Annotated in this window: 9 protein-coding genes; 3 read left to right on the plus strand and 6 right to left on the minus strand. The window is 69.7% G+C overall.

Going from position 1 to position 15,094, the window contains the following annotated elements; translation table 11 throughout:
- Positions 1-76: 76 nt before the first annotated feature.
- Together OXS49_RS12085 and OXS49_RS12090 are read left to right on the plus strand one after the other, a co-directional pair.
- Positions 77-1,540, plus strand: coding sequence for an FAD-binding oxidoreductase (locus OXS49_RS12085; protein WP_267424390.1), 1,464 nt, complete (start codon positions 77-79; stop codon positions 1,538-1,540).
- Between the two features lie 255 nt (positions 1,541-1,795).
- Entirely contained in the window at positions 1,796-2,089 is a 294-nt protein-coding gene (locus tag OXS49_RS12090) for a DUF2218 domain-containing protein (protein WP_243924984.1), read from the plus strand.
- Positions 2,090-2,144: 55 nt separating this feature from the next.
- On the opposite strand, the gene putA is transcribed toward OXS49_RS12090, so the two are convergent.
- Both putA and OXS49_RS12100 read right to left on the minus strand, forming a co-directional pair.
- Positions 2,145-5,801, minus strand: a complete 3,657-nt coding sequence (putA, locus tag OXS49_RS12095) for a trifunctional transcriptional regulator/proline dehydrogenase/L-glutamate gamma-semialdehyde dehydrogenase (protein ID WP_267424392.1) — start codon at positions 5,799-5,801, stop codon at positions 2,145-2,147.
- Between the two features lie 2,252 nt (positions 5,802-8,053).
- Positions 8,054-8,869: a hypothetical protein gene (locus tag OXS49_RS12100; protein ID WP_267424394.1), complete on the minus strand. Its 816-nt coding sequence runs from the start codon at positions 8,867-8,869 to the stop codon at positions 8,054-8,056.
- Between the two features lie 132 nt (positions 8,870-9,001).
- Between OXS49_RS12100 and OXS49_RS12105 the strand changes: the two genes are divergently transcribed.
- On the plus strand, positions 9,002-10,048 hold the full coding sequence (locus OXS49_RS12105) for a saccharopine dehydrogenase NADP-binding domain-containing protein (protein WP_267424396.1): 1,047 nt from the start codon (positions 9,002-9,004) through the stop codon (positions 10,046-10,048).
- Positions 10,049-10,051: 3 nt separating this feature from the next.
- On the opposite strand, the gene OXS49_RS12110 is transcribed toward OXS49_RS12105, so the two are convergent.
- From OXS49_RS12110 to OXS49_RS12125, 4 genes are all read right to left on the minus strand, one after another.
- Positions 10,052-11,575: an altronate dehydratase family protein gene (locus tag OXS49_RS12110; protein WP_267424398.1), complete on the minus strand. Its 1,524-nt coding sequence runs from the start codon at positions 11,573-11,575 to the stop codon at positions 10,052-10,054.
- A gap of 29 nt (positions 11,576-11,604) precedes the next feature.
- Positions 11,605-12,915 carry an MFS transporter gene (locus OXS49_RS12115; RefSeq protein WP_244002743.1) on the minus strand — a complete coding sequence of 437 codons (1,311 nt, stop codon included), beginning with the start codon at positions 12,913-12,915 and terminating at the stop codon, positions 11,605-11,607.
- A 98-nt stretch (positions 12,916-13,013) separates the two neighbouring features.
- A complete protein-coding gene (locus OXS49_RS12120) occupies positions 13,014-14,084 on the minus strand; it encodes a malate/lactate/ureidoglycolate dehydrogenase (protein ID WP_267424401.1) in 1,071 nt (356 codons plus the stop codon).
- Between the two features lie 103 nt (positions 14,085-14,187).
- Positions 14,188-14,904, minus strand: coding sequence for a DUF1194 domain-containing protein (locus OXS49_RS12125; protein WP_267424403.1), 717 nt, complete (start codon positions 14,902-14,904; stop codon positions 14,188-14,190).
- Positions 14,905-15,094 lie beyond the last annotated feature (190 nt).

The raw sequence follows: 15,094 nt of genomic DNA on the forward strand, positions 1-15,094 counted from the left end.
CGTTGTAAGGTGCCTCCCGCCGCGCGCCAGACGGCCGCTTGCCGAGGGCGCGCCCTCGTCTAAAAAAATCTTCGCGATGACACCCATGGCGTCCAACCCCGATACCCTGCTCGCCGCGCTCCGCGACGGCCTCGGCGCGCGACACGTGCTGACCGAGCCGGCGGATCTCGCCCCCTATCTGATCGAGACCCGGAAGCTGTTCACCGGCTCGGCCGTGGCGGTGCTGCGGCCGGGCTCCACCGATGAGGTGGCGTTCGCCGTCCGCGCCTGCACGCAGGCCGGCCTTCCGGTGGTGCCGCTCGGCGGCAATACCGGGCTCACCGGGGCGGGCGTCCCGCAGGGCGGGGTGGTCCTGTCGCTGGAGCGGATGACGCGGCTGCGCGCCGTGGACCCGGTGGACGCCACCATCACGGTGGAGGCCGGGATGATCCTTCAGGAGGTTCAGGAGGCCGCCGACGCGGCCGGCATGCTGTTCCCGCTCTCCTACGCGTCGCGGGGCTCGGCCCGGATCGGCGGCGGGATCAGCACCAATGCGGGCGGCATCGCGGTGCTGGCTTACGGCAATGCCCGCGATCTCGTCCTCGGGCTCGAGGTCGTCCTGGCCGACGGGCGGGTGTGGAACGGTCTCCGGGCGCTGCGCAAGGACAATGCCGGCTACGACCTCAAGCAGCTCTTCATCGGCTCGGAGGGTACGCTCGGCATCGTCACCGCGGCGGTGCTGAAGCTGTTCCCGAAGCCGCGCAGCACCAGCGTCGCCTTCGTGGGCTTGGACTCGGCACAGGCGGCCCTCGACCTGTTCGTGACGCTGCGGACCCGGCTCGACCGGGATCTGACGGCCTTCGAGTACCTTCCGCCCTTCGCGCTGGAGATCGTCCTGCGGCATGTCCCGGGCACGGTCCCGCCGCTGGCCGGCGCGCACGGTGCCTACGCGCTGATCGAGGCCGCCTCGGCTCGGCCGGACGCCGACATGCAGGGCTCGCTGGAAGCCGCTCTGGGCGATGCGTTGGAGGCCGGGACGGTCGCAGATGCGGTGATCGGCGCCAGCGGCGCGCAGAACGGCGCCCTCTGGCGGCTGCGCGAGGGAGTTCCCGAGGCGCAGACCCGCGAAGGCGCCTCGATCAAGCACGACGTGTCGGTTCCCCTCTCGCGCCTGCCGCATTTTCTCGCGCGGGCCGGCGCGGCCTGCGTCGCCGAGATGCCGGGCCTGCGCCCCTGCGGCTTCGGCCATTTCGGAGACGGCAACATCCACTTCAACCTGTCGCAGCCCCCCGGCATGCCGGCGGCGGACTTTCTGGCGCAATGGGGCCGGTTCAACAGGATCGTCCACGACATCGTCGACGATCTCGGCGGCTCCATCGCGGCCGAGCATGGGGTCGGCCTGATCAAGCGCGAGGAACTCGCGCATTACGGCGATCCGGCCGGTCTCGACCTGATGCGGCGGCTCAAGGATGCCCTCGATCCCGGGCACATGCTGAACCCCGGCAAGATCCTGGCGGATGTCGCCCCCGAACGCGCTCAAGCGCCCGAATCCAAGTCATGAAAAATTGTGCGGCGCGCCATAATTCGGCGCTGAGGCCGGTGCAGGACAGACACGGCCCGCCACCATCCGCGGCGGCCGACTACCGCGTTAAGCGTCTGCTAACGCGGTGGCCAGACCTTCTCAGATGACGGCGCAGGCGTGTCGGTAGTAGCCCGGCATGGCAATTGCTCTGGAGCCTTCCTATCTCGCACGTGCGAGATCGAGCGACGAACCGTCAACGACAGGCTGGATCACGTCCTTTAGGAGATCGACGGAATGCCTACCTCACTGGCCCGCGTGCAGACCGCGGAAGCGAGCCGCTACCTTCAGCAGCTCTGCCGGCACTGGAGCCACAAGTTCAAGGTCGAGGCGACCCCGGAGCACGGCACCGTGCCGTTCGGCGAGGATCGCGTCTGCACCTTCGATGCCGAGCCCGACGCGCTGGTGATGCGCATCGACAGCGCGGACCCGGTCAACCTCACCCGGCTGGAGAACGTCGTGGCCGATCACTTGGCCCGCTTCGCCTTCCGTGAGAGCCTCGGCGACATCCGCTGGTCGCGCGCCGCCTGACGGCGCGGGAGCGGTTGGATCGATCCCAGACGCTTGAGGGCGTGAGCGCGCGCCCTCAGCCGACGCCCATCAGGCTGGCATTGCCACCGGCGGCGGCCGTATTGATCGCGGTCGACACCTCCTCGACGAGTCCGGCCAAACCGTAAAGATCGCCGTCCGCCAGCGCGCCCGAAGTGCGGGCCTGGACCGATAGGATCGCGCCGTCTCGGGCCGCAACCGCCATGTTGATGGCCGCCAAGCCGACTGCGTCGCCCTCGAACAGGACCGCCCGGATATCGCCAGCGGCGTCGAGATCCGGTGCATGCGCGACCCGCGCCGCCACGTCGGACGGCAGGTCCTGCAGGAGGGCCCCGTGCCGCTCGCCGCGCACCACGACGACGTGGTTGCCGCAGGCCAGAATCATCCCAATCTGAATCAGAAGCCCCGGTCCCGTCTCGGCGATCGCAGCGACGCGCCCGCGCGGTCGAAGGGCGTAGAGATTGCGCTCGCCGACCGGTCCCACCAGTTCGATCTCCCTCTGGGCCGGATAGCATAATGTGGCCAAGCGATCCGCCAGCGGGCCATGCCCCGTCGCGATCAGCCAAGCGCGGTAGGTCGGTACCGGAAAGGCATCAGCCACGAACCGATCGTACGCCCCCTCGGGCGCTCGCCGGACCAGCCGGTCGAGGTAAAGCGGGCCGCCCGCCTTCGGGCCCGTACCCGAGAGGCCTGACCCGCCGAAAGGCTGCACGCCGACCACGGCGCCGATGATGTTGCGATTCACATACCGGTTGCCGGCCCGGACGCGGCCGAGGGCCCGGGCGATCGTCCGGTCGATGCGGCTGTGCAGGCCGAAGGTCAGGCCGTAGCCGGTGGCCTCGATCGCGCCCAGCAGATCGTCGAGGTCCGCCCGCCTGTAGCGCAGCACGTGCAGCACCGGCCCGAAGACCTCGCGCTCGACATCCGCCACGCGGCCGATCTCGATCAGGGTCGGCGGCACGAAGGTCCCGCTGGTGGTTTCGGGCGACAGGTCGAGCTGGTCGACGGCAAATCCCCGGGCCTGCATCGCCGCGACGTGTCGGCCAATCCCCTCGGCCGCTTCGGGGGTGATGACCGGACCGACATCCGAGGAAAGGCGGCGCGGGTCGCCCACCGCCAGCTCGCGCATCGCGCCCTTCAGCATGCCCAGAATCCGGTCGGCGATCTCCTCCTGCAGGCACAGGATCCGCAGGGCCGAGCAGCGTTGGCCCGCCGAGTCGAAGGCGGAGGCGATCACGTCCGCGACCACCTGCTCGGCCAGGGCCGAGGAATCCACCACCAGGGCGTTCTGGCCGCCGGTCTCGGCGATGAAGGGCACGGGCTCGCCGTAACGGTTCAACCGCTCGGCCAGGCAACGCTGAATCGACTTGGCGACCGCCGTCGAGCCCGTGAACATCACGCCCTGGACCCGCGCATCCGCGACCAGAGCGGCGGCGACCGCGCCGTCCCCCGGCAGGATCTGCAGCACGTCCTGCGGAATGCCCGCATCGTGCAGCATCCGCACCGCCTCCGCGGCGGTGAGCGGCGTCTCCTCGGCGGGCTTGGCCAGGACCGTGTTGCCCGCCGCCAGGGCGGCGGCCACCTGCCCGACGAAGATCGCCAGCGGGAAATTCCAGGGTGCGATGCTGGCCACGGGCCCGAGCGGTTCATGGCCACGATGGAGCGTCCGTTCCGCCTCGGCCGTATAATAGCGCAGGAAGTCGACGGCCTCGCGGATCTCCGCGACCGCGTTGCCGGCGGACTTGCCCGCCTCGCGCATGATGAGACCGAGCAGCGCCGGCATCCGCGCCTCGAAGGCGTCGGCAGCACGGCGCAGGATGACGGCCCGCTCGGCTGTGGGCGTCGCGGCCCAGCGCGGGGCGGCCACGTCCGCCTGCGCCAGGGCCCGATCGATGTCGGCGGCCGTTGCCGCTCGGTAGAAGCCGACCACGTCCTGATGATCGGCCGGGTTGCGTACGGGTGTCTCGGCAGTACCGGCCCCCTGCGGCATGGCCCGCCACGCCGTCCGGCCGCTTTCCGTCAGCCCGTCCGCCAGATGGGCGAGCACCGCCTCATCGGCGAGATCGAGACCGGCGGCGTTCGCCCGTCTGGGTCGGAAGAGATCGCGGGGCGGCGCGATCTGCGCGTGCTGCGCACCGGGCACCGGCATGGCCTGCACCACGGCCACCGGATCGGCCACCAGGGTCTCGACCGGCACCGACTCATCAGCGACGCGATTGACGAACGAGGTGTTCGCTCCGTTCTCGAGAAGCCGGCGCACCAGATAGGCCAGCAGCGTCTCGTGCGTCCCCACGGGCGCATAGATCCGGCACGGGCGCCGCAGATTCACGCCCGACACCACGTCTTCGTAGAGCGGCTCGCCCATCCCGTGGAGGCACTGGAACTCGTACTGCCCGAGCCGGAAGTCGGGCCCCGCCATCTCCACGATGGCGGAGAGCGTCTGCGCGTTGTGGGTCGCGAATTGCGGGAACACCGCATCCGGCACATCCAGCAGCCGACGTGCGCAGGCGAGATACGACACGTCGGTGTGGACCTTGCGGGTGAAGACCGGAAAGTCGGCGAGCCCATCGACCTGAGCGCGCTTGATCTCGCTGTCCCAGTAGGCACCCTTGACCAGCCGCACCATCAGGCGCCGCCGGCTGCGCCGGGCGAGATCGATCAGCACGTCGATCACGAAGGGGCAGCGCCTGCCGTAGGCCTGGACCACGAAGCCCAGCCCGTCCCAGCCCGCGAGTTCCGGGTCCAAGGCGAGCCGTTCCAGGATGTCCAGCGACAGATCGAGCCGGTCGGCTTCCTCGGCGTCGATGTTGAGGCCGATGTCGAAGCCCCTGGCGAGGCGCGCCAAGCCCTGGACGCGCGGCACCAGCTCGGCCAGGACGCGCCCGCGCTGTGAACGGACATAGCGCGGATGGAGCGCCGACAGCTTGATCGAGATCCCCGGCCCGCGCAGCACGCCGCGCCCATCGGAGGCCGCCCCGATCGCCCGGATCGCGTCCTCGTAGGCGTCGAGATACCGCGTCGCATCCGCGGCGGTGACGGCGGCCTCGCCCAGCATATCGTACGAGTAGGTGAAGCCCTTCGCCTCCAGCGTGGCGGCGTTGCGCAGGGCCTCGGCGATCGACCGGCCGGTGACGAACTGCTCGCCCATCATCCGCACCGCGAGATCGACGCCCCCGCGGATCAACGGCTCTCCGCCGCGGGCGATCAGGCGGGTCAGCGCGGCGGACAGGCCGGCCTCGTCCCGGGTGGCGACCAAGCGACCGGTGACCAGTAAGCCCCAGGTCGCCGCGTTGACGAAGGGCGACGGGCTGTGGCCGAGATGGGCCGCCCAATCGCCCGGCGCGATCTTGTCACGGATCAGCGCGTCGCGGGTGGCGGCATCGGGGATACGCAGCAGCGCCTCGGCGAGGCACATCAGCGCGACACCCTCCTCGCTCGACAGGGCATATTCGTGGATCAGGGCCTCGACGCCGCCGCGGCGGCCACGGCGGCGCAGGGACTCAACGCGGCGGCGGGCCGTGGCGACGACGCGCGCGGCGGCCTCGGCGGGCAAGCGCGCCTGTTCGAGGAGCGGCGCGATGCAATCGGGCTCAGGACGCCGGCAGGCGGCCACGACCGCCCGCCGCAGGGGCGATAGATCGGTGACCGCGTCGGCGAACGCTGCGAATGGGTCGGGATTGCCGGATTCGGACATGATGCCCCTTGCGGGATCGCGCTTCGCCTCAGCGATCCCCGCCCCAGGCTACATCGTCCGCAGCAACCGGCCAGACCCGCCGCGGATATCCGGATGGCGCCCAGCGCCACACGGCGATGCCCTAGGTCACCGCGAAACCTAACCGCCGGGCGACGCCGAAGCTAAGACAAACTGCTCCGCTGGTGGCCTGAACGGGCAAACAATCGCGATCTGCCCGAAGACACGCGCTTGCCGGATCGACTTCAAATCGTCGCCCTGCCCGCCGCCGGGATCGCGGATCGAAACGCCGTTGCAGGGAGCCAGCATGCCGCGTGTGGAGATCACCGGAACGGAGCGCCACTTCAAGACCGTGGCCGCCGTCGAGGACCAGGGTACATGGCGCCTGTTCCGGCCGTTCCGGGACGGCAAGATCGTTTCAGCGGTGTGCTTCGGCGACGATCGCCTCGCCTGCTTCTCGGAGGGAGGAGAACTCGCCCTGATCGACTGGCGCGCGAACAGGGAGATCCTGCGGAGAAAACTTTCCGTCAAGTCGACTTCACTCTATCGCCTGTTCGTGACGGCCGACACGGAGCTGATCGCGCTCTATCAACGTGCTCGCCAGCCCGACGGCCAGCATTATGTCTTTCACCTTCAGCTTCTGCGGGTGCAGGACCTGCAGATGGTCGCGGAAGGCGAGGGCCTGCGATGGTCGGAGGACCATTCGGTCGCGCGACTGGTCATGGGATACGTCTACCCGCCCACGGACAACGACCCGCTCTACCTGTCGATCTGCAGCGACCTGTTCGAGGACCCTGCCGGACGGCTCTCGTTCATCGGCTTCGATTGCCATCCCACGGGGCTGCACTACGGAGTTTTCCATCTGGATCGTTCCGATTGGACCGTGCGCTACGAGCCGCTCACGGACGAAACGAAACCGTGGTGGCTCAGTCCCGGCCGCCGGTATCTGGCGACGCTGTCTCGCGGATTACCCGTCATCCGCGAGGGCTCGGCCAACACGCCGGCCGCGCATCGGGATGCCAACGGGGCCGGGCGCGTTGAGCAGGCCCTGGATGTCTGGACGACCGTCCCCCTTCAACGCATCGCCGCCGGCATCGCATCGGAGCGCCATCTCAAGATCAGCCAGATCGTCTGGGAGCCGGATGAGACGGCGTTCTGGATCCGGTTTGGTTATTCCTGGGACACGCGGACCGAATTTCAGCGCGTCGCTCTGGATGGCACCCTCTCGCCTGTCTTCAGCTTTCAGCGTTTCGACGGAAAAAAACTCGTCCTCGAGATCGCCGACGTGACGCGTGCGGATCACGTCGTGATCAGTGCGTTTCCCGATACGGTCACCATCCCACGCGCCTGGTGTGCGAGCACCGCGGCCAACCGCGTGATCTCGGAAGACGAGGACGGCTTCCAGGCCGGGGGCTTGACGGGCCCGAGCGGGATGGCGGTCCAACGGTTCCTGTCCAAGACGAGTCGCCGGCCCGTGGTGCCCGTCGCGAGCTTTTCGCAGGCCGACATCGCCGCCGCGCTGGAACAGCTGACGCAGGAGATCCGCACGCGTCTGGTCAACCTCATGCAGGGCGAGTACCTGGAACTGTCCTTCGTGGTCGCCGGCCGCAAGATGACCGAGACGGCGTTCTTCGCGCGCGTGGCCAGCGAGCGGATCCCGGTCGCCTCGGCCCTGCGCGCGCTCCTGACCACCTATCTCGAAGTCCAGCCCGCCGCCGTCGAGGCCATGCGGCTGTTTCGCCAGATCTGGGGGCCGAAGGCGGATCAGGGCGCCCTCGCCCCAGCGATGGAGGCCCTGCTCCGTCTCGATCCGGAATCCCACGACGTGTTCCGCGACTATCTCGCGAAGCGCGACGGAGAGCACGAGACCTATTCGACCGACGTGATGGTGAAGGCTTACCTCGCCGAGACGGGCTGGCGCGACGCGGCGATGCTCGGCTTCGGCATCTACGTCGCGCTGATCCAGTACCGGGACGGCCTCATCTGGCTCGGCGGCGGCTTCCTGGCGAATCACGGCCTGCTCGACGCTGCCGAAACCCAGCTCGGCGCAGGCATCTTCGCCGATCTGATGCTTCAGGAACTCGACCGGTTCGTCGCGATCCCCGACATCGACTGCCGGTTCAGCAGGGACGAGCTGTATGGCCACCTTTTAAGCGGTCTGGAGGGCACGCCGTTCGGTGTGCGGGTGATCCGATGCGCTCGCGGCACGGCGCCCCCTCCCGGCGCCCAGCCGAGGCTGAGCGCCAAGCCACGCGTCACCGGCTTGCGGCGTGGGCCGCGTCGAGGGCGTCGACGAGGACGGGTTTGGCGCCCTCCCGGCGCAGGATGGCGGTTGGGATCACCACCGTATCGGCACAGGCCTGGACGACGTGCGCCAGATCGAACTGCACCGCCAGACCGCCCTCCTTGGCGTCGAGCCAAGCCATCATGGCCGGCGGATCGCCGGAGAACGTCTCCGTCACGGCCTCGCGGCACTCCTTGTCGTCCGCGTCGTCCTGCTTCGAATCGCCGGTCTTCGGGCGGTATCGTTCGAGGTAGAGTCTGTGCAGCCTCTTGGAGGCCAGCGTGACCATCTTGGTCCCGTCCATTCCCTCCGCGAGCGCGACCGTTCCAGTCAGGGAGGGCGGAAGCAGCTTGGTCCAATCGACCGGCGCGCCGGTGGTCAGATCGTAGACGATCGACATCGTGCTGCTGTTCGGATGTGCGCCGCCGCAGAACGAATCGTCGTGAATAACGAAACTCACGAAACTGGGGCCGCGCATCGAGGTTTCGACGCTCCGACCCCAGTCCCCGGGCTTCCCGTCTCCGAGCGTACATTGCTTCGCAGCCTTGCGGACATTGCCGTCGAGCCGCTTCAGCGCGGTATTGATCCGCCGCTCCGCCTCGTCCACCGGCGCATCGATCTGCGGCATCACCACGATGTCGGCCTTAGCCTCCGGCTGAGCCTTCAGCGTCACGGTCCGGTCTGCGGCCCAGGCCGGCGCAGCCATGGCGAGGAGGACGGCACAGGCGCCGTGCCGGATCGCGGCCCTGCCGCCCCGCGATGCCGTCGACCGGAGGTTCCGCTTCATCCTCTTGCCGCTCCCAAACGTGACGGAGACCGGGCGATCCGAGCCGCCCGACGCCTCGCGTTCCAATCGTGCGAATCCGCGTCGTTCCTCGGTGTGCTTTGATACGAGCCGACGCGGTGGCAGAAGTCGGGCATGAGCACGATCCTCATCTACGGCGCCACGGGCTATACAGGCAGACTCATCTCCGAGCGCGCGCGCGCGCAAGGCCTGCGGCCGATCCTGGCGGGGCGCGATCCGGACAAGCTCCGTCCGCTCGCCGAGCAGCTCGGCCTCGAAGCGCGCGCCGCCCGCCTCGACGAACCGGAACGCCTGCGAACCGCGCTTGCCGGAGTCGCGGCCGTGATCCACGCCGCCGGCCCGTTCTCCAGGACCGCCCGGCCGATGGCCGAGGCCTGCCTCGCCGCGGGGGCGCACTACGTCGACATCACCGGCGAGATCTCGGTGCTGGAGGCGCTCGCCGCCCGCGACGCGGAGGCGAAGGCGGCCGGCATCGTGCTGCTCCCGGCCGCGGGCTTCGACGTGGTGCCGAGCGATTGCCTCGCAGCCCATGTGGCGCGTCGACTCCCCGGCGCGACACATCTGTGGATCTCGATCGGCGGGTTCGGCGGGTTCAGTCAGGGCACCGCCCGCACCATGGTCGAGGGCATCGCCTGGGGCACGCGGGTGCGCCGGGACGGCCGGATCGTCGAGTTGCCGAGCCCGCCCCGCGGCAGCGCCGATTTCGGCCGCGGCCCCCGGCGCACGGTCGGCCTCGGCTGGGGTGACGTGTCGAGTGCGTGGTACTCGACGCGGGTCCCCAACATCGACGTGTATTTCGAGGCCTTCCCCGCCATGGCGGCCGCCGCCGGTTTGCCGGCCGGGATCCGGCGGATCATCGCGGGCGGGGCCGCACAGCGGCTGATCAACCGCGGCATCGATCGGCTTCCCGCCGGGCCGTCGGAGACAGCGCGGAAAACGGCACGCAGCACCTTCCTGGCCGAGGCCTGGGATGGCGCCGGGCGGAAGGCGGCCAGCCGGATGGAGACGCCCGAAGGCTACACGCTCACGGCCGCGACGGCCCTGGAAGTCGCCCGGCGCCTCGCCTCGGGCGCGGTGCCGGCAGGCTTCCACACGCCGGTGACCGCCTTCGGCCCCGACTTCATCCTGGGTTTCCCGGGCGTGGTGCGGACGGACCTCTGAGCCTCACACCGTCGCGCCGATTTGCCAGGGCGCGAATTCCGAGGATCCGAAATCAAATTGCTCGCTCTTCGTGCGCTCACCGCCCGCGACTTTCAGGATCCGCTCGAAGATCCGCCGCCCGGCCTGCTCGACACTCTCGTCTCCATCGAGGATCGTGCCGCAATTGACATCCATGTCCTCCTCAAGCCGCCGGTACATCGCCGAGTTGGTGGCGATCTTGATCGACGGCGCCGGCTTGCAGCCGAACACGCTGCCCCGACCGGTGGTGAAGCACACGAGGTTCGCCCCGCCGGCCACCTGCCCGGTCGCCGAGACCGGATCGTAGCCGGGCGTGTCCATGAACACGAAGCCCTTAGCGGTGACCGGATCGGCGTAGCGCAGCACGTCCACGAGGTTGGTGCTCCCAGCCTTCGCCATGGCGCCGAGCGACTTTTCCAGGATCGTGGTCAGGCCGCCGGCCTTGTTGCCGGGCGAGGGGTTGGCGTCGATCTCCGAGCCCTCCTTGCGGGTGTACTCCTCCCACCAGCGCATCAGATCGACGAGCTTCTGGCCGACCTCCGGGCTCTCGGCGCGGCGGGTGAACAGGTGCTCGGCGCCATAGGTCTCCGTGGTCTCCGACAGGATCACCGTGCCGCCGTTCTGCACCACGAGGTCGCTGGCGATCCCGAGCGCCGGGTTGGCCGAGACGCCCGAATACCCGTCCGAGCCGCCGCATTGCAGCGCGACGATCAGCTCGCTCGCCGGCACCGGCTCACGATGGACCACGTTGGCCTCGTCCAGAATCCCCTTCACGAAGTCGATGCCGGCCTCGACGGTCTTGCGGGTGCCCCCGAGGCTCTGGATGTTCATGCTGCGGATCCGGTCGCCCAGCCCCTGCTCCTCCAGGAAGGCGCCGATCTGGTTCACCTCGCAGCCGAGCCCGATCATCACGATGTGCGAGAAGTTGACGTGCCGCGCATAGCCCGCGAGCGTCCGGCGCAGGAGCCGCAGCGGCTCGCCCATCGCCATGCCGCAGCCGGTCTTGTGGGTGAGCGCCACCACACCGTCGATGTTCGGGTACGCCGCGAGCGGGTCGAGCCCGAGGATCGGGTGGCGCCGGAACGCGTCGGCGATCAGGTCGGCGACGTGGGCGCTGCAATTCACCGAGGTGAGGATGCCGACATAGTTGCGGGTCGCGATCCGCCCGTCCGGGCGGCGAATGCCCTGGAAGGTTGCGGGCGGCGTGACCAGCCGGGTCGGCTTCGCATCGACCCCGAACGCATAGTCGCGGGCGAACGCGCCCATCCCGAGATTGTGGACGTGGACGTGCCGCCCGGCCGCGATCTCCTCCTTGGCGAAGCCGATGATCTGGCCGTACTTGGTCACCGCCTCGCCGCTCCGATGCGTGCGCACCGCGACCTTGTGGCCGGCCGGGATCCGCTCGGCGGCGGTGACGCCCTCGGCGACCGGCGTGCCGGGCTCGATGGCGCCGCGGGCGACGACGACGCCGTCGTCCGGCCGCAGGGCGATGACGGGATAGGCAGGCATGGCTGTCTCCTAGCGGTGCGTCGTGTCGCTCATCGGGCAGCTTCGGGCTGCAGCCCCGGGGCGCGAGCCTCCCGGACCGGCAGCGGCGCGATCTCGCCGACCACGAACAGGTAGATGACGGCGCCGAGCAGGCAGAACCCGCCGGCCACGATCAGCGGGATGACGAACGAGCCCTGCGTGACGGTCAGCATCACGCCGGTGAAGGTCGTGGTCACGATGCCGGCGACGTTCGAGGCGAAGTTCTGGATGCCGCCGATCGAGGCCACATGGGCCGGCGTCGGCGCCACGTCGCCGGGGAGCGCCCAGATCGAGGCCGCCGTGAAGGCCAGGCTGCCATAAGCCACCGCGAAGCACAGCAACGCCACGTAGACGTTGGGCGCGATGATCGAGAGCGTGATCACCGAGGACATCAGCATGCCGCCGACGAGGCAGGTCTTGCGGGCGGCCGTCAGGCTCCAGCCCCGGCGGTAGAGCGCGTCGGAGGCAAAGCCGCCGAGCCAACCTGCCGGGATCGAGGCGAGCGCGGGCAGGCTGCCCAAGGTGCCGAGTTCGGCGAGCGAGAAGCCGCGCGCCTTGACGAGGTAGGTCGGGAACCACGTGATGAAGAAGTAGATCACGAAGTTCAGGCAGAAGAACCCGGCCATCATCCCCCAGACCGTGCGGTAGCGGAACAGGGACAGCCACGGCACCTGTTCCTGCGCCTCCGCAGCATCGACGGATTTCGGCCGGTCCTGTGCGGCGCGGAGCCGGGCGAGGTCTTCGGGCGAGACGGCGGGGTGGTTCTCGGGCTCGCGATAGAGCCACATCCAGAACACCGCCCAGACGAAGCCGAGCACGCCGGTGACGATGAAGGATTCGCGCCAGCCGAGCGTCGCGATCACCCAGGAGACCAGCGGGATCGCCAGCGCCGAGCCGACCCGCGAGCCGCTGTCGAAGATGCTGCTGGCAAAGCTCCGCTCGCCACGGGGGAACCACGAGGCCGTGACCTTGGCGAAGGACGGGTAGGCGCCCGCCTCGCCGACGCCGAGCAGCATGCGCAGGCCCAGCAGCGACAGGAAGCCCCGCCCGGCCGCGGTCAGCGCCGTGCAGGCCGACCACCAGACCACCGCCACGACCAGCGAGAGCCGCGCCCCGACCCGGTCGGCGACGTAGCCGAACGGCAATTGCATGATCGCGTAGGTCCAGAAGAAGCCCGACAGGATCAGGCCCATATCGGTGGCATTGAGGCCCAACTCCTTCGACATGGAGGGGGCGGCGACCGCGAGATTGGCGCGGTCGATGTAGTTGATGGCGTTGGCGGCCATGCAGAGGCCGATCATGAGCCAGCGCAAGCGAGGCATCGCGTTCCTCCCGAAGCGCGGGGATGGCGTCCCCGCTTGGCGCGGCGCCCCCATTGTGACCGGGGGTCGCCGCAAAGACCGTCGTCCGCCGCGCCCGATCAGGCGCGGTAGGCATCCCCGTCGAGCCCGTGCGGGCGACCGGCGGCGAGCAGCGTCTCCCAGACCGGTTCCGGCAGAGGTACGCCCTCCGCAAGGCGCTGGACCCGCATCCGGCGCTCCGGCTCGCCGGGCAGCAGCACCTCGGCGCCGGGCATCGGGCGGGCGCTCTTGAAGAAATCGAGATAGGCCCGCGCCTCGGTGGCCAGCACATCCTCGGTCCCGAGCGCCGCGGGCGTCACGTAGATCGAGAGCATGCCGTTGCAGATCCGGCGCTTGCCCGGCCCCGCCGTGCCGGATCCGGTGAGCGCGCCGGCGAGCAGCTCGCACATCAGCGCCAGCCCCGAGCCCTTGTGCTCGCCGAAAGCCCGGATTGCGCCGACGCCGCGCTGGTTGTCGCGCTCGTCCCCGTCGAGGGGGCCGAACAGGGTCGCCGGATCCGCGCTGAGGCGACCGTCGGGCTCGATCAGCGCGCCCTCCGGCAGCGCCTTGCCGCCCCGGGAGGCGACCAGCACCTTGCCCTCGGCCACCAACGAGGTGGCGAAGTCGAGGATGATCGGATCGGCATCCGGCACAGGAAAACCGGCGGAGAACGGCGCGGTGGAGAACCGCCGCTCGACGGAGCCGAACGGTGCCACCAGCAGGCTGCCCGCCACATTGACGAAATGGACCGAGACCAGCCCGGCAGCGGCGGCGCGCTCGGACCATTCGCCGATCCGGCCGATATGCCCGGAATGCCGGAGGGCAATTATCGCGACGCCGTTCGCCCGCGCCTTCGCGATTCCGAGATCGACCGCGAAAGGTCCGGCGGTCTGCCCGAACCCGTAGAGCGCGTCCACGAGGGCGAAGCACGGCGCGTCAGTGACGATTTCGGGCGTGCGGCCCGCCTCGACCTCGCCGGTGCGCAGCCACGCGACGTAGCGGGGCACCCGGACGACGCCGTGGCTGTCGTGGCCCGTCAGGTTGGCCGCGACCAGGAAGCGGCCGATCCGCTCGGCCTCCGCCTCCGCACAGCCCTCGCGCACGAAGATGTCCCGCACAAAGGCGGACAGCCCGTCAGCCGAGATCCGCATTCCGGCTCCTCCCTGGCCGCGCCTCGCCGGGCGCGTGCGGGATGAAGCTAGTGCCCACGATCGTGCTGTGCGAGCCGTTCGGGTGACGCCTTCACCGGCGGCGTCACGAAATCTCGCGGATCAACTTGGCGATGATGGCGCGTCCGAACGCTGAGAAGGTCTCCGCGCTCATCACGAACGCGCCCGCGCCGCCGATGACGTGATCCCGGTAATACGCCGCGAGGCCCCCGGGCGGGTTGGTGTGCTCCCTCAGGAAGTTCGGCATGCCATCCGGATCGGTGAGGACGACGATGCCGTTCACCGTGATGCCGGCCGAGATGGCGGCGTCGCGCGCGTCCGAGATCGGGCGCCCGGCATTGCCGGTCCCATCGCCCGAGATGTCGATCACCTTCCGCTCGGTCCGGAACGGTGCCCGCGCCAGGAGATCGGCCGCGAAGTCGAGGGCGGAGCCGATCGCGGTCCGGCCGTAGAACGGACGCATCGCCGCGTCGAGCCGCGCTGCGAACAGAGCTGCGTCCTGTGCGGACGCGATGGTCATCCAGTCGACCGCGACGCGCTGCTCTCCGGGCCCGGCCCAGTCGAACAGCGCGACACCGATGCGCCCGGCAGGCCCATCACCGATGGCGCGCAGGACTCTGGCGTCGGCGAAAGCCTCGGCATAGCCGCGCCGTTCGAGATCGAAGCGCGCCTCGCTGATGCTGAGCGACACATCCACGGCGAGCACCAGGAGAACATCGACCTCCGGGTCGGCCGCCTCGGCGCGGCGTCCCGCGAGCGAAAGTGTCGCGAGCAAGCCGGACAGGAGGTGGCGTCGCCGCATGGTCGACACTCGATCTGGATGGCGACGCGAAAGCGCCGCCGTATCGCAGGCAACGGGCTTGCTGCCCCTGCGGTTCGCGAACCCCAACCTCCGTCGAGCCCCCCGCCGGATGCGCTTCGATTTGGTTCCGCACGCCCTCGTCGAAGCAGCGCCGCTTTTGGTCTCATCGCGCCGGCCTTCGACAACGCTA

The organism is Methylobacterium sp. GC_Met_2, assembly GCF_026540795.1.
GTDB lineage: Bacteria > Pseudomonadota > Alphaproteobacteria > Rhizobiales > Beijerinckiaceae > Methylobacterium.